Origin of the sequence: Plesiomonas shigelloides, assembly GCF_900087055.1 — a bacterium.
Classification (GTDB): Bacteria; Pseudomonadota; Gammaproteobacteria; order Enterobacterales; family CAMTGL01; genus Plesiomonas; species Plesiomonas shigelloides.
This window is the reverse complement of the sequence record NZ_LT575468.1, coordinates 733,381-748,898: the sequence shown is the minus strand read 5'-3', so window position 1 is coordinate 748,898 and position 15,518 is coordinate 733,381. Positions and strand designations below refer to the sequence as shown.

The following is a 15,518-nucleotide window of genomic DNA, read 5'->3' as shown; positions in this document are numbered from 1 at the left end:
CATCCATTAACCATAACGACCGGTAATGTAGTCTTCGGTTTTCTTTTTCTTCGGAGTTGTAAACAGGGTATTGGTATCGGAATACTCAATCAGCTCCCCCATGTACATAAACGCCGTCTGATCGGATACGCGGGCTGCCTGTTGCATGTTGTGGGTTACAATCACCACAGTGTACTTGCTCTTCAGCTCGTTGATCAGCTCTTCAATCGTTAATGTTGATATCGGATCCAGTGCCGAGGTCGGTTCATCCAGTAACAGCACTTCCGGCTCGATGGCAATCGCGCGCGCAATCACCAGACGCTGCTGCTGACCGCCAGACAGGCCAAAGGCATTTTCATGCAGACGGTCTTTCACCTCATCCCAGATAGCCGCACCGCGCAGTGAACGCTCAACCGCTTCATCCAACACCCGGCGATCTTTGATGCCTTGCAGGCGCAAGCCATACACCACGTTTTCGTAGATGGATTTCGGGAACGGGTTCGGGCGCTGGAACACCATCCCAACGCGGCGACGCAGCGCCGCTACATCCACCGATTTGTCATAAATGTTATGACCATGCAGGGCAATCTCGCCGTCAACGCGGCACGTATCAACCAGATCGTTCATCCGGTTAAAGCAACGCAGCAAGGTCGACTTACCGCACCCTGATGGGCCGATAAACGCCGTTACCTGGCCTTTGGGGATCTTCATGCAAACATTAAATAACGCCTGCTTGTTACCGTAGAATAAATCCAGCTCCTTCACTTCCAGCGCGGTCAGCTCAGGGCTTAAGTTTTCCAGATCCAACACTGGAGAATCAGATACGTTGGCATTCAGTGTAATCATCACGCTTTCCTGTCAATACTGCCTAAACCGGCCGGTTAGATATCCATGGAACGGTATTTTTCACGTAAATGGTTACGGATGCCGATGGCGGTCAAGTTCAGACCGACAATCACAGTAACCAGCAGGAACGAGGTGGCAAACACCAGCGGACGGGCCGCCTCCACGTTCGGGCTCTGGAAGCCCACGTCGTAAATATGAAAGCCCAAGTGCATGAACTTACGATCCAGATGCACATACGGGAAGTTCAGATCGACCGGCAACGTCGGTGCCAGTTTCACTACCCCCACCAGCATCAACGGCGCCGTTTCACCGGCGGCGCGTGCCACCGCCAAAATCAAACCCGTCATAATCGCTGGGCTAGCCATCGGGATCACAATCCGCCACAGGGTTTCGGCTTTAGTCGCGCCCAAGGCCAGTGAGCCTTGACGCACCGCACTTGGAATACGTGACAAGCCTTCTTCGGTTGACACAATCACCACCGGCAAGGTCAAAATCGCCAGCGTGATCGCCGCCCACATCACCCCAGGGGTGCCGAACGTTGGCGTTGGCAGCGCTTCTGGGTAGAACAGCTTATCAATGCTGCCGCCCAGCATGTAGACGAAAAAGCCTAAGCCAAATACCCCGTACACAATCGACGGTACGCCGGCTAAGTTAATCACCGCGATGCGGATCACCTTGGTGATGGCGTTTTTACCGGCATATTCGTGCAAGTAGATCGCCGCGACCACCCCGAGCGGCGTCACCAACACCGACATCAGCAGCACCATGAATACGGTACCGAAAATCGCTGGGAACACCCCGCCTTCAGTGTTGGCTTCACGCGGGTCTTCGGTCAGGAACTTCCACACCTGATGGAACCAGTGCCCGACTTTCTGCACCCCGTGCATGTCATTCGGGTAGTAGGCATCCATCACGTTAGACATTGGGATGGTGACCACTTCCCCGCGCATATCTTTGACCAGCAGCGCATCACGACCGGTCTGCTCACGCAGACTCATCAGTTGCTGCTCCAGCGCCGAATACTGACGGTCAAAACCGGCGCGCTCGGCGGCAAACTGCGCTTCATCTTGCTCGGTCAGATTGCCTTGCAGCTGCAGCGCACGCTCACGCATCCGCAGGCGCTCTAATCCGTGGTTGATGGCACCGATATCCACTTTCTGCAAGCGGTCAATCTGCGCATTCAACTCCAGTACTCGCGCCAGACGACGCTGCATTTCGCCTTTCAGATCAGCGGTTTCCAGCGGCTGACCATTTTCGGTCATCCCCTGTAAGAAGCCGTAAAAGTTGCCGTTTTTCGCCCGCTCTAATACCAATACGCCTTCTGGCACCGTGCGCGACTTGATTTCACTTTCCAAAATGGTACGGAAATCAAGGTTCACGAACTCGCGGTTACCGGTTTTCACCAGATAACGCGGCACATCGGCATCGGGGAAGTTATCCAGATTCACGCCGTTGGCAATCAAACGCTCACGCGGCACCATCTCACGACCATGGATCTCGCCAATCACCCGCTCGATGCCTTGCTCGCTGATCACGCCAAATTGGTATACGGTGTGCGGCCAGAAATACACCAGACCGCGGGCACCAATCAGCAACAACAGCCCCACAACCGCAATCAGACTCAAGGAGACGGCGCCAGCCGTCATCCAGATCCACGGGGTTCCTGATTTAAACCACTTATTCATCACTCTTCCCTTACAGCGAGCTGTACTTGTCACGTAAACGCTGACGGATGTATTCCGCAATGGTGTTGAATACGAACGTAAAGACGAACAACACAAAAGCCGTCAAGAACAAGACCCGGTAATGGGTACTGGCCACTTCGGCCTCTGGCATTTCTACCGCGATGTTGGCCGCCAAGGTACGCAGCCCTTGGAAAATGCTCCAATCCAGAATTGGGGTGTTACCGGTCGCCATCAATACGATCATGGTTTCGCCTACCGCGCGGCCAAGGCCGATCATCACCGCCGAGAAAATCCCCGGGCTGGCGGTCAGCAATACGACGCGGGTTAAGGTCTGCCATGGTGTGGCGCCCAGCGCCAGTGAGCCGTTGGTCAGGTTACGTGGCACACTGAAAATCGCATCTTCCGCAATCGAGAAGATATTCGGGATCACCGCAAAACCCATCGCAATCCCCACCACTAAGGCGTTACGCTGGTCAAAGGTGATGCCCAAATCGTTGCTCAGATAATCGCGAATGTTGCCACCAAAGAAGGCGTGATCGATCCACGAGCTGGCCGAGAACGAGCCGTAGCCCACCAGCAAAATGACCGGCACTAACACCAGTGCATCCCAGCCCTCTTTAGAGCGCAAACGCTCTGGCAGACGGCCCCAGACAAAGGCGGTCAGCAAAATCGACACTGGCAGCAAGACCAAGAAGGTCAGCACCCCAGTGAGGTATTGCTCAAGTACCGGAGCCAACCACAAACCGGCCAAGAAGCCCAAGATCACGGTAGGCAGCGCGCCCATGATCTCCACGGTCGGTTTAATCGCTTTGCGCATCCCCGGCGACATGAAGTAGGCGGTATAAATTGCGCCGGCCAAAGCCAATGGCACAGCAAACAACATGGCGTAGAAAGCTGCTTTCAGGGTACCGAAGGAGATCGGCACCAAGCTCAGCTTGGACTCAAAATCATCACTGGCGGAGGTGGACTGCCACACATACTGCGGCTCACGATAACCTTCGTACCAGACTTTGTCCCACAAGGCACTCCAGCTTACTTCAGGGTGCTCGTTGTGTACTTGGTACAACTTCCAGCTGCCATCTTCTTCCAGCAACAAGCCATTAGCACGCGAAGAAATGGTCAACGCATTTGGTTTTTTATCCAGCAGCTTTTCTTGCAGCAGCTTATTGGCACTGGTGGTGTAGTACAGACCCACATTGCCGTTATCAGACAGCGTGACAAAGCCACGGCGGAAATACTCAGGTTGCAGTTGCACCAATGGGCCAGCATGGTTTTCCAGCTCACGGATTTGCGTCAACACTGGGCCTTTGCCCTTGTTAACATCAAACCATTGCGTGATGCGACCATCATCGGTAGCCACCAGCAGCGAACTGCCTCCCGGCATTAAGGCCAGTTTAGTTGGCGTCGCATCTTGGCTTAAGGTCACCACTTCACGCAGCTCAGGCGTATCACCGCGCAAATCAAAGATGTGCAGTTGTTTGCCAGACAGCAGATACAAAAAACGGCCGTTTGGTGTCAGCAGCAGCTCATTAATCTGCTTGGGAATATCCGCGATAGCCTGAACATCACCCTTCCATTCGGTTTCCCCGCTCAGCATATTTTCATCTTCGCTGTAACGGCCAAACAGCAGGCGATGGTCAGCAGTCAGACCCACCAGCTCGGCAGAGTCCTCTTGCACACTGACCGCTACACGCACCAACGGCTGCTTTTGGCTATCCAGCAGCAGTGGCGTTTCCCCCAGAGGGTATTTGATTTTTGGCGTGGTATGACGCTGGTTATCCGTCCCGAACAGGGAAGAGAACTGCGGTTGCACCACACTCACCGAGCCATCGGCATTGCCCAAAGCATAAATGCCCACGCTCGGAATGGTATAACCCACCGAGGTGCTATTGGGGCTGATCTTTTGTTGCAACAGCACCGTGCCCGGAGGCTGAGTACGATCGGCAGCCAGTTGAATATAGGTCAGCTCACCGTCCGTCGTCAGACGGTAACCGGCTTCGCTGCGCTCATCCAGCCCGAGCGCAAGCGCTGGCTTTTGTGTGTTCACGCTCACCTGCTGCTGTTTTTCGACTGAAGCCGATTTAAACAGTGGCAAAATCACGTACAGTAGATAAAAGAAAATCAGCATCAGTGCGACCAGAACCAGCATTCCGCCGCCGGTGACACCATACTTTGCGAGCTTATCTTTTAAGGCTCGGCTTTTGCTTCCCTTTAATGAAAGACTGACTGCATCAACCATGTGTATTCCCATTGACTACATGATGTAGCGAATTGTATGTCGGTTATATTACAGCTATGTGACAAAGATTGTTTATAGACTTAGTTACACTAATATGTTGATATCAGTGAAATATTATATAGTTTTTAGTGATGCCTCACGATTGTTCGTCTGCAGGGAAACATGAGCTTCAGTGGTGTACGACAATCCTGTGACATGGATGATTTAGGGAAACATTATGAGTCTGGAAAAGCTGTATATTGAAAAAGAGCTCAGTTGGCTTTCCTTTAACGAGCGCGTCTTGCAAGAAGCGGCCGACAAAACCAACCCGCTGATTGAGCGCGTGCGTTTTCTAGGGATTTACTCCAACAACCTCGATGAGTTTTACAAAGTGCGCTTTGCCGATGTGAAGCGGCGCATTTTGATTAACGAAGAGCAAGGCACCGAAGCCAGCGCACGGCATCTCCTGAAAAAAATCCAATCACGCGTTCTACGCATGAATCAGGATTTTGATTCACTGTATAACGAACTGTTACTGGAAATGGCACGTAATCAGATTTTCCTGATTAACGAGCGCCAATTGGCCGATGGCCAAAAACGCTGGCTGAAAGAGTATTTCCGCCATAATGTTCTGCAGTTCATCACCCCGACCATGCTGTCGTCACAGGTCGATTTGGTGCAGTTTATGCAGGATGACTACACCTACTTGGTGGTCGAGATGCGTAAAGATCAGGACATCCAATATGCCCTGATTGAGATCCCCTCCGATCGTCTGCCGCGCTTTGTCTCTTTGCCGCAAGAAAAACCGCGCCGCCGTAAAACCATCATCTTGCTGGATAACATCATTCGTTTTTGCCTCGATGACATCTTCCGTGGCTTTTTCGAGTACGACTCATTAGCCGCTTACTCGATGAAGATGACGCGCGATGCCGAGTACGACTTGATCAACGAGCTCGAATCCAGCCTGCTAGAGCAGATGTCGTACAGCTTAAAGCAACGTTTGACCGCCGAGCCGGTGCGCTTTGTCTATCAGCGTGATATGCCTGATGAGTTGGTGGATTTCCTGAAAGATAAGCTGGGGATCTCCTCATACGACTCGGTGATCCCGGGCGGACGCTATCACAATTTCAAAGACTTCATCGGTTTTCCGGATGTGGGCAAAGCCTCACTGGTCAACAAACCGCTGCCGCCGATGGAGCAATCCATTTTCTTGCGTCACGATACCGCCTTTGATGCCATTCGTGAACGCGATGTGCTGCTGTACTACCCGTACCACACCTTCAACCACTTTACGGAGTTTTTGCGGCAGGCCTCCTTTGATCCGAGCGTGGTCTCAATCAAGATCAATATCTATCGGGTTGCGAAAAACTCGCGCATCATCGACTCGATGATCCACGCCGCCAACAACGGTAAAAAAGTGACGGTGGTGGTTGAGCTGCAAGCTCGCTTTGACGAAGAGGCCAACATTCACTGGGCCAAGCAGCTGACCGAAGCAGGCGTGCACGTGATTTTCTCCATCCCGGGGCTGAAAATTCACTCCAAACTGTGCCTGATCACCCGCCGAGAAGGGGATAACTACGAGCGCTATGCGCACGTGGGCACCGGTAACTTCCACGAGAAAACCGCGCGTCTGTATACCGACTTCACCTTGCTGACCCGCGATCCGCGCATCACCAATGAAGTGCGTCGGGTATTTAACTTTATCGAAAACCCGTACCGTCCGGTGACCTTCGAGCACTTGATCGTGTCGCCACAAAACTCGCGCAAAGTGCTGTATCAGCTCATCGATCAAGAGATCTTGAATGCCCAAAGCGGCCAGACCGCGAAAATCTCGCTCAAGATCAATAATCTGGTCGATAAAGGTCTGATCGATCGGCTGTACGCCGCGTCTAATGCAGGGGTGTCGATTCGCTTGCTGATCCGCGGCATGTGTTCACTGGTGCCGGGCTTGAAGGATGTCAGCGAAAATATTCAGGTCACCAGTATTCTGGACCGTTACCTGGAGCACCCGAGAGTCTATGCTTTTGAAAACGGCGGAGAGCCTTTGGTTTATATCTCTTCTGCCGACTGGATGACCCGGAATATCGACTACCGGATTGAAGTGGGCGCGCCTATCTTCGACCCGCGTCTGAAAAAACAGGTACTGGATATTCTGGATCTGCAATTTAACGATACCGTCAAGGCTCGCATCATCGATAAAGAGCTGAGTAACCGCTATGTTCCGCGCGGCAACAAGCGCAAACTGCAGTCACAGATCGCTATCTATGATTACCTCAAAGGTGTCGAACAACGAGAACAGCAGGCGGATAACGATGCCAATCACCTCAATGCCTAATGTTAATGCCAGTAAGCCAAAAGAAATTGCCGCGATCGACTTAGGTTCGAACAGCTTCCACATGGTGGTCGCCCGAATTGTTGATGGCTCACTGCAGATCCTGTCACGTATCAAACAACGGGTGCATATGGCCGATGGGCTAGATGCGGAAAATCACTTAAGCCAAGAGGCGATGGATCGCGGCTTGGCCTGTTTGGCGCTGTTTGCCGAGCGTTTGCAGGGCTTTGATGAGGACAATGTCCGCATCGTGGCGACCCACACTCTGCGCCGCGCCGTCAACGCCGAACAGTTTCTGGACCAAGCAGCGGCTGTGCTGCCCTACCCCATCGAGCTCATCAGCGGGCAAGAAGAGGCGCGTCTGATTTATCTTGGCGTCGCCCATACCCAGTCCGAAACTGGCCGCCGTTTGGTGGTGGATATCGGCGGCGGCTCGACCGAGATGGTGATTGGTGAAGGTTTCGATCCCATTTTCGCCGAAAGCCGTCAGATGGGTTGCGTCAGCTTTGCCCAGCGCTTTTTCCCTGCCGGAAAAATTTCGGCCGGTGCATTTCGCAAAGCCTGCGTCGCCGCGCAGCAAAAAATCGAAAACTTAAGCTGGCAGTACCGTCAGCTGAACTGGGATTTTGCTCTCGGCTCATCAGGCACTATCAAAGCCATCCACGAAGTGATCTTGGCGCTGGGGGAAAAAGATGGTCACATCACCCGTGAGCGTTTGCAGCAGATCACCGATAAAGTGCTGGCCTTCGATGATTTTGCCTCGTTGAAATTGCCGGGTCTGCCGGATGAGCGCCAAGCGGTATTCGTACCGGGGCTGGCCATCTTGTGCGGCGTTTTCGATGAGCTGCAAATCAAAGAGATGCGTTTTTCCGATGGCGCCCTGCGTGAAGGGGTCATGTATGAAATGGAAGAGCGCTTTCGCTACGAAGACATTCGGGTGCGCACCGCGCTGAGTCTGGCCGAACGCTATCGCATCGATCGCGAACAAGCCGGTCGAGTGCGGGATACTGCGCTCAACTTGTATCAACAGTGGCAAGCGGATAACCAAGATGCGGCCAGCCCACGCTTAGAAACGCTGCTCGGTTGGGCGGCATTGCTGCATGAAGTGGGGCTGAGTATCAACGACAGCGGCATTCATCGCCACTCGGCGTATATTTTGCAGCACACCAACTTGCCGGGTTTCAACCAAGAGCAGCAAAACATGCTGGCGACGTTAGTGCGCTTTCAGCGTAAAGCGCTCAAGCTCGATGGTTTGCCTTCGTTTGCCCTGTTCAAGAAAAAGCAGGTGCAAGCGCTGATCCGTTTGCTGCGTATGAGCGTACTGTTTAATAAATTGCGCCAAGCTTCTAATCCACCGGCGTTTATGCGTTTGTATTGCCACGGCCATGACTGGCGCTTGATTCTGCCTGAAACTTATCTGGCGCAAAATGCGTTGGTGCAAGCCGACTTGGAAATTGAGCAAAATTACCTGCAAGACATCGGCTGGTCACTGACCATCGAAGAAGCCGGTATTCCGGCTGAGCACAGCGATGATTAATCGCGGCGATAAGCTATTCGGTTAAGGCGCTCGCCTGACAAAAAGTGGCTCACCGTGGGCCACTTTTTTGTCAAAAGCGCGTTATGTGGCGAGCTAGGCATGGGCGCCAAGGAATGAATGACAAGGATTTAAGATGGAACGAGTGACACTGGCCGCTGACGGCCCGCAATTTTCCCGCATGGTGATGGGCTACTGGCGTTTGCTGGAATGGAACATGACACCAATGCAACTGGCTGATTTCATCCAGCAACATATCGACCTTGGGATCACCACCACAGATCACGCCGATATCTATGGCGGCTATCAATGCGAAGCGGCGTTTGGCTCGGCGCTGAAACAGGCTCCGCATCTGCGCCAACAGATTGAAATCGTCAGTAAATGTGGAATTGCGCTGACCGCCCGCCCCGAGCACCAGCTCAATCACTACAATACCGAAGCGCGCCATATCATCCAGAGTGCCGAGCAATCGTTGCGTAACTTGCACACCGAATATCTCGATTTGCTGCTGATCCATCGCCCCGATCCATTAATGGACGCCGATGACGTGGCCGAGGCGTTCGTCCAGCTGCGAGCCAATGGCAAGGTGCGCCATGTCGGGGTATCCAACTTCACGCCAGCGCAATTTGCCTTGTTGCAAAGTCGACTGGATTTCCCGCTGGTCACCAATCAGCTGGAGATTTCACCGCAGTACCAAGACCTGTTACTAGACGGTACGCTGGATGATTGCCAGCAGCGTCGCATCGCCCCTATGGCCTGGTCTTGCTTGGGCGGTGGACGCCTGTTCAGCGCGCCGGAATATCAGCCGCTGCGTGACGAGCTGGAAACCATCCGTCAGGAACTGGGCGCCGCCAGTATCGAACAAGTGGTGTACGCGTGGGTCTTGCGCTTACCAAGCCGGCCACTGCCAATTATTGGCTCAGGGAAAATCCAGCGCGTCCAACAAGCGGCGGCGGCATTAACCCTGCCGCTGACGCGTCAACAATGGTTCCGTATTCGCAAAGCGGCACTGGGGTACGATGTGCCTTAATGGCTGGCACTGATACCGCTTTACCCCGCAATGACAGCACTTCCAGTCACAGCACCATTGCCAGTATCGTTTACCCATCGCTTACCAAGGTCGGCAACTCGCCGACCTCGTCTCATTCGCGGAGCTAATTAGCGGTTCTTATTCTCCGCCGGTGATCGCCTCCTGCGGACATATCTACTTAGCGCTAAGTTACATTTTCTGACCTTAAGCCAGATGACAAGTCAGCCTTGCCGACGGCATGCTTTTGCTACCTTCCTTAAGCGGTAGATTCGGACCTTTCATCATGAAAATACTGTTTCATATTGATACCCACGAACGCTGGGGCGTGCTGCTACACCAAATCCACAATACGCTGCGCGATGCGCAAAATCGGGTCGAAGACGTGGATATTCAGGTGGTGGCTGTCGGCACGGGTGTAATTGCGCTGCAACAACCGGTGGCTGAAAACTTAGGTTTCATCGACAACATGCGCGAGCTGTCACGTCAAGGCGTGCGTTTTTGTGTCTGTCACAATGCGCTTAATGCATTGGCGGTAGCGCCCGAGCGACTGACCGACTTTGTGCTGGTCGTGCCCGCCGGCATTGTCGCGCTGACCCAAAAGCAGCAACAAGGCTATGCTTATATTCGGGTCTAACCATAATTTGGGCTAGCAACCAGAGCGCATAATGACAGGATGCGCGCTATGGGCATCGCGCGCACCTGCCACTTACCACCTATCGATAACCGATGCCGCTCACACAAGCCGACAACCGGTGTCATATAGGGCTTGCTCAGGGTTGTTGAGTTCAGTCTGGCCACGGTACTCCGCCACGGGTCGCTCGCGCCGCGGCGCGCCGTTGATCCATTTCACAGTTGTTAAATTTCCGCGCCGTCACCGGCTGTCCTACGCGTCAGACAACGTAATATAGGGCAGCGTAAAATCTTGCCATTTTGGGCATATTCCACAGACTCACGAGGAGAATCGGATGTCCCACGCATTTTATCGCCATCTGGCTAACGAATTAGAGCAAGTCAAAGCCGATGGATTGTATAAACAAGAGCGCGTTATCACGTCTGCTCAACAAGCAGAGATTGAGGTTGGTGGACGCGAAGTGCTGAACTTCTGCGCCAATAACTATCTGGGACTAGCTAACCATCCGGCACTGATTGAAGCGGCCAAACACGGGCTGGATCAGCACGGCTTTGGTATGGCCTCGGTACGTTTTATCTGTGGTACACAAGACCTGCACCATGAGCTGGAACGCAAGATGTCCGCCTTTCTCGGCACCGAAGATACCATCTTGTACTCCTCCTGTTTTGATGCCAACGGCGGCCTGTTTGAAACGCTGCTGGGGGCCGAAGATGCCATCATCTCCGATGCACTGAACCATGCCTCTATCATTGATGGCGTGCGTCTGTCCAAAGCCAAGCGTTACCGCTATGCCAACAACGATATGGCCGCGCTGGAGCAGCAATTGCAGCAAGCCACTGCAGATGGCGCACGCTTTAAGCTGATCGCCACCGATGGCGTTTTTTCCATGGATGGCGTGATTGCCGACCTGAAAACCATCTGCGATCTGGCTGATAAATACGATGCGCTGGTGATGGTGGATGACTCGCACGCTGTGGGCTTTATCGGCGAAAACGGTCGTGGTACCCATGAATATTGTCAGGTGATGGAGCGCGTCGACATCATCACCGGTACGCTGGGCAAAGCGCTCGGCGGCGCATCCGGTGGTTACACCTCAGGCAAAAAAGAGGTGATCGACTGGCTGCGTCAGCGCTCACGCCCGTATCTGTTCTCAAACACACTGGCGCCAGCAATTGTGTCAGCGTCCATCAAAGTACTGGAGCTGCTCGAGCAAGGCGGCAGTTTGCGCCAACACCTGCAAGAAAACAGCCGCTATTTCCGTGAGCGCATGAGCGCGGCCGGCTTCACACTGGCTGGCGCCGATCATGCCATCATCCCAGTCATGTTGGGCGATGCCAAACTGGCTGCAGAAATGGCCAGCCGCATGCTGCAAGAAGGCATTTACGTGGTGGGCTTCTCTTATCCGGTGGTGCCGAAAGGTCAGGCGCGCATTCGCACGCAGATGTCTGCCGCGCACACCCGAGAGCAATTGGATCGCGCCATTGATGCTTTCATCCGCATCGGCCGCGAATTGAACGTGATCTAATGCCAGGTTGAGGCGTGCGCGCCTCGGCCTTTTGCCATCAATGCCAACCTCGGCCAACAACAGTGAAGTCATCAGTATGAAAGCACTTTCCAAATTACATCCCGAAAAAGGGATCTGGATGACCGACGTACCGGCTCCGGAGCTGGGACACAACGATTTACTGATCAAAATCCGCAAAACCGCAATCTGCGGTACCGACATGCACATCTACAACTGGGATGAGTGGTCACAAAAAACCATTCCCGTCCCGATGGTGGTCGGCCATGAGTACGTGGGCGAAGTGGTCGCTATTGGTCAGGAGGTGCGTGGGTTTGCCATTGGCGATCGCGTCTCTGGCGAAGGCCACATCACCTGTGGTTATTGCCGCAACTGCCGTGCCGGCCGCACCCACTTATGCCGTAACACCATCGGCGTCGGTGTTAACCGTCAGGGCTGTTTTGCCGAGTATCTGGTGATCCCTGCCTTTAACGCATTCAAACTGCCGGACAACATTCCCGATGATCTGGCGGCGATTTTCGATCCATTCGGTAACGCGGTGCACACTGCGCTGTCGTTCGATTTGGTCGGTGAGGATGTGTTGATCACGGGCGCTGGCCCAATCGGGATCATGGCGGCCGCCGTTTGTCGGCATGTCGGCGCGCGGCACGTGGTGATCACCGATGTGAATCCGTATCGTCTGGCGCTGGCCGAAAAAATGGGTGCCACACGCGCCGTGGATGTCAGCAAAGAAAAGCTGGCCGATGTGATGGCCGAGCTCGGCATGACCGAAGGATTCGATGTGGGGCTGGAGATGTCCGGCGTACCGTCGGCATTTCAAGAAATGCTGCTGCGCATGAACCACGGCGGCAAAATTGCCATGCTGGGCATTCCGCCATCCACCATGGCGATTGACTGGAATCAGGTGATTTTCAAAGGGCTGTTCATCAAAGGCATTTACGGTCGCGAGATGTTCGAAACTTGGTACAAGATGGCCAGCCTGATCCAATCGGGTCTGGATCTGAGCCCTATCATCACTCACCGCTTTGCTATCGATGATTTCCAACAAGGCTTCGATGCCATGGGATCGGGTCAATCAGGCAAAGTGATCCTGAACTGGGATTAATCACGTTCAGGCTGGTAATCCTGATTACCTTACCAAACAAAACAGGCCATCCGAAGATGGCCTGTTTTTTTATCCGCATGGGATCTTGGCAGCGAACTTGAGCGCTTATTTCAGGCCCAGAGTGGCCAGATCTTTTTCCAAGACTTTCGCTGGCACCGGAATGTAGCCGTCTTTGGCGACCAGCTCTTGTCCTTGCTTGGACAGAACCATCTTCAAGAACTCTGCTGTCATTGGATCCAGTGGCTTGTTCGGATGCTTGTTCACGTAGATATACAGGTAACGTGACAGCGGGTACGAGCCATTCACAGCGTTTTCTTCGGTTGGCTCAACATACTTGTCCCCTTTCTCTGCCAAAGGCAGGGCGCGCACGCCAGAGGTCTTGTAGCCGATACCGGTGTAACCGATGCTGTTCAGGGACGCGCCCACTGACTGCACGACCGATGCAGAGCCTGGTTGCTCGTTCACGTTGCTACGAAAATCGCCTTTACACAGGGCGTGATCTTTAAAGTAGCCATAGGTACCGGATACTGAGTTACGGCCATACAGCTGGATATCTTTATTCGCTAGCTCGCCGGTCACACCCAGCTGACCCCAACGGGTCACTTGCTCATTCGCGCCACACTTCAGCGTGGTGGAGTAAATGGCATCCAGTTGTTCAAAATTCAGGCCTTTGATTGGGTTATCTTTGTTAACAAAGACGGCCAGCGCATCGATCGCCACCGGAACCCCAATTGGCTGATAACCAAATTTTTTCTCGAAGGCTTCAATTTCCTTGCCTTTCATTTTACGGCTCATCGGGCCCAGCTGCGCCGTGCCTTCAGTCAGTGCTGGAGGCGCAGTAGAAGAGCCTGCCGCTTGCACTTGAATATTAACGTTCGGATATTCGCGCTTAAATTGCTCTGCCCATAAGGTCATCAAGTTAGCCAGGGTATCAGAACCCACTGATGACAGATTGCCAGACACACCGCTGACTTTTTTATATTCAGGCAAGCTGCTGTCTACTGCGGCATAAGTACTGCTAGCAAAAGACGCCATCAGAGTGAAACCTAATGCGCTTACCAGGGTTTTTACTTTCATGCACTCTCTCCGTAAAACGGTCCTTCGTGGAAGTCGCAGCCAGTATCCGGCTCGTTGATGACAGTTTTATCGCTAAAAAATGACAGTTAAATGACAATCCGGCCTTTCAACGTAACTTTCTTTACCTTTTGCATTGGCGTGAACACCATTACGGATGCCGCCGCGCCGCCGCATCAATGCGAATGCGGTAACAAGTCTTCGCGCACCACCAGTGAACGAGGCAAGACAAACGAGAACACACTGCCTTCGCCGAGGGTACTTTGAATATCCAGACGACTGTCATGGTGGATCAACGCGTGTTTCACAATCGCCAGCCCTAAGCCGCTACCACCGGTTTTGCGTGAGCGCGCCTTATCCACCCGATAGAACCGCTCGGTCAATCGGCCCAAATGATTGGCGGGGATCCCTGGGCCATTATCACGCACCTCAAAGCACGCACCGGCCGGTGTAGCGCGCCAACGCACGCGGATTGCCGTGCCATCAGGGGTGTGATTGATGGCGTTATACACCAAATTCGACACCGCACTGCGTAGCTGCTCGTTATCGCCATACACCAGCAGTTGTGGGTCGACCTCAAAGCTAACCTGATGGGTTTGACTGAGCGCCGCCGCTTCGTGCTCCAATTGTTGTAGCATCACCGGCACGTTAACCGGCTCACTCAAGTTAATCTCGGGTGCTGCTTCAATGCGCGATAAGGTCAGGATCTGCTCGACCAAAGATTCCATCCGCCGCGTTTGCTCCAACATGGTGCTGTGCGCTTTGGCCCATAGCGCCGGATCCAGATCGTCATCCAGCATTTCCAAATAACCCTGCAACACGGTCAGCGGCGTGCGCAGTTCATGGCTGACGTTGGCAAAGAAATTGCGCCGCATGCCCTCTAACTGGCGCATTTTGCTGATATCGCGCGCGGCGATCAGCAATTGCCCTTCACTGTAAGGCATGACGCGCAACTCTACATAGCGCTCGTGGTTCGCTGGCGAGGGGATCACCAACGCTTTGCTGAAATTTTGCGTTTGCAGATAGGCGGCGAAATCAGGGTTACGCACCAGATTCAAAATATGCTGCCCGCTGTCTTCCGGCCAACGAAACCCCAGCATGTGCTGCGCCAGTTTGTTACACCAAAAAATGCTGCCCTCTTCGGTACACACCACTACCGCATCGGGCAAGGATTCCGCTCCGCTACGAAAACGGCGGATCAAGGTGGCCAGCTCGCGTCGCCGCCGCCGGTTGCGCTGCTGCAAACGGTAAATCCCGTTAAACAGCGGCCCCCAGCTACCACGGCTGGTGGGCGGGGTCATGCTCTTGTCCACCCATAACCAACTGGATAACTTCAACTGGTTATAAAAATGCCACAACAGTGCCAACACAGAGGCGGCCAGCAATAATTCAAGGTAATGACCAAAAATCAGCCCAGCGACCAGCGCTGGGATATAAAAAAACGCCAGCTCGCGCGCCAGCGTTTTCCATGACAAACGTTCAACCATGGGGTACTCCATATCTCCACACTGACGTTTTCAGCAAGGGAGGTGCCGCTGTCGCAGGTTGTTTTATCCTGCCAC

At 53.6% G+C, this 15,518-nt stretch carries 11 protein-coding genes; 6 read left to right on the top strand and 5 right to left on the bottom strand.

The window, feature by feature from the left end; all coding sequences use genetic code 11:
* Positions 1–6: 6 nt before the first annotated feature.
* The 3 genes from pstB to NCTC9997_RS03295 are packed head-to-tail and all read right to left on the bottom strand — an operon-like array spanning position 7 to position 4,749.
* A complete protein-coding gene (gene pstB / locus NCTC9997_RS03305; protein ID WP_010862369.1) occupies positions 7–825 on the bottom strand; it encodes a phosphate ABC transporter ATP-binding protein PstB in 819 nt (272 codons plus the stop codon).
* 35 nt (positions 826–860) lie between these two features.
* Complete coding sequence (gene pstA / locus NCTC9997_RS03300) at positions 861–2,510, bottom strand: phosphate ABC transporter permease PstA (protein WP_010862370.1); 1,650 nt, start codon at positions 2,508–2,510, stop codon at positions 861–863.
* Positions 2,511–2,520: 10 nt separating this feature from the next.
* Positions 2,521–4,749, bottom strand: a complete 2,229-nt coding sequence (locus tag NCTC9997_RS03295) for an ABC transporter permease subunit (RefSeq protein ID WP_064977305.1) — start codon at positions 4,747–4,749, stop codon at positions 2,521–2,523.
* A 217-nt stretch (positions 4,750–4,966) separates the two neighbouring features.
* On the opposite strand from NCTC9997_RS03295, the gene ppk1 reads away from it, so the two are divergent.
* From ppk1 to tdh, 6 genes are all read left to right on the top strand, one after another.
* Positions 4,967–7,063, top strand: coding sequence for a polyphosphate kinase 1 (gene ppk1 / locus NCTC9997_RS03290; RefSeq protein WP_010862372.1), 2,097 nt, complete (start codon positions 4,967–4,969; stop codon positions 7,061–7,063).
* On the top strand, positions 7,041–8,597 hold the full coding sequence (gene ppx / locus NCTC9997_RS03285; protein ID WP_064977304.1) for an exopolyphosphatase: 1,557 nt from the start codon (positions 7,041–7,043) through the stop codon (positions 8,595–8,597). Before ppk1 ends, ppx begins: the two co-directional genes overlap by 23 nt.
* 133 nt (positions 8,598–8,730) lie before the next feature.
* Positions 8,731–9,624 carry an aldo/keto reductase gene (locus tag NCTC9997_RS03280; protein ID WP_064977303.1) on the top strand — a complete coding sequence of 298 codons (894 nt, stop codon included), beginning with the start codon at positions 8,731–8,733 and terminating at the stop codon, positions 9,622–9,624.
* 283 nt (positions 9,625–9,907) lie between these two features.
* Complete coding sequence (locus NCTC9997_RS03275; protein ID WP_010862375.1) at positions 9,908–10,258, top strand: DsrE family protein; 351 nt, start codon at positions 9,908–9,910, stop codon at positions 10,256–10,258.
* A gap of 331 nt (positions 10,259–10,589) precedes the next feature.
* Positions 10,590–11,780: a glycine C-acetyltransferase gene (locus tag NCTC9997_RS03270; RefSeq protein WP_064977302.1), complete on the top strand. Its 1,191-nt coding sequence runs from the start codon at positions 10,590–10,592 to the stop codon at positions 11,778–11,780.
* A 76-nt stretch (positions 11,781–11,856) separates the two neighbouring features.
* Positions 11,857–12,882: an L-threonine 3-dehydrogenase gene (gene tdh, locus NCTC9997_RS03265; protein ID WP_064978422.1), complete on the top strand. Its 1,026-nt coding sequence runs from the start codon at positions 11,857–11,859 to the stop codon at positions 12,880–12,882.
* Positions 12,883–12,987: 105 nt separating this feature from the next.
* Here tdh and NCTC9997_RS03260 read toward each other — a convergent pair whose 3' ends face one another.
* Positions 12,988–13,959 (bottom strand): PstS family phosphate ABC transporter substrate-binding protein, encoded by a 972-nt coding sequence (locus NCTC9997_RS03260; RefSeq protein ID WP_010862378.1) that lies wholly within the window; start codon positions 13,957–13,959, stop codon positions 12,988–12,990.
* A gap of 173 nt (positions 13,960–14,132) precedes the next feature.
* Positions 14,133–15,443, bottom strand: a complete 1,311-nt coding sequence (phoR, locus tag NCTC9997_RS03255; RefSeq protein WP_064977301.1) for a phosphate regulon sensor histidine kinase PhoR — start codon at positions 15,441–15,443, stop codon at positions 14,133–14,135.
* Positions 15,444–15,518: the final 75 nt, after the last annotated feature.

Bases quoted from the DNA above. Each gene is read 5' to 3' on its own strand.
- pstB (WP_010862369.1), bottom strand. From the start codon at position 825: ATGATTACACTGAATGCCAACGTATCTGATTCTCCAGTGTTGGATCTG.
- pstA (WP_010862370.1), bottom strand. From the start codon at position 2,510: ATGAATAAGTGGTTTAAATCAGGAACCCCGTGGATCTGGATGACGGCT.
- NCTC9997_RS03295 (WP_064977305.1), bottom strand. From the start codon at position 4,749: ATGGTTGATGCAGTCAGTCTTTCATTAAAGGGAAGCAAAAGCCGAGCC.
- ppk1 (WP_010862372.1), top strand. From the start codon at position 4,967: ATGAGTCTGGAAAAGCTGTATATTGAAAAAGAGCTCAGTTGGCTTTCC.
- ppx (WP_064977304.1), top strand. From the start codon at position 7,041: ATGCCAATCACCTCAATGCCTAATGTTAATGCCAGTAAGCCAAAAGAA.
- NCTC9997_RS03280 (WP_064977303.1), top strand. From the start codon at position 8,731: ATGGAACGAGTGACACTGGCCGCTGACGGCCCGCAATTTTCCCGCATG.
- NCTC9997_RS03275 (WP_010862375.1), top strand. From the start codon at position 9,908: ATGAAAATACTGTTTCATATTGATACCCACGAACGCTGGGGCGTGCTG.
- NCTC9997_RS03270 (WP_064977302.1), top strand. From the start codon at position 10,590: ATGTCCCACGCATTTTATCGCCATCTGGCTAACGAATTAGAGCAAGTC.
- tdh (WP_064978422.1), top strand. From the start codon at position 11,857: ATGAAAGCACTTTCCAAATTACATCCCGAAAAAGGGATCTGGATGACC.
- NCTC9997_RS03260 (WP_010862378.1), bottom strand. From the start codon at position 13,959: ATGAAAGTAAAAACCCTGGTAAGCGCATTAGGTTTCACTCTGATGGCG.
- phoR (WP_064977301.1), bottom strand. From the start codon at position 15,443: ATGGTTGAACGTTTGTCATGGAAAACGCTGGCGCGCGAGCTGGCGTTT.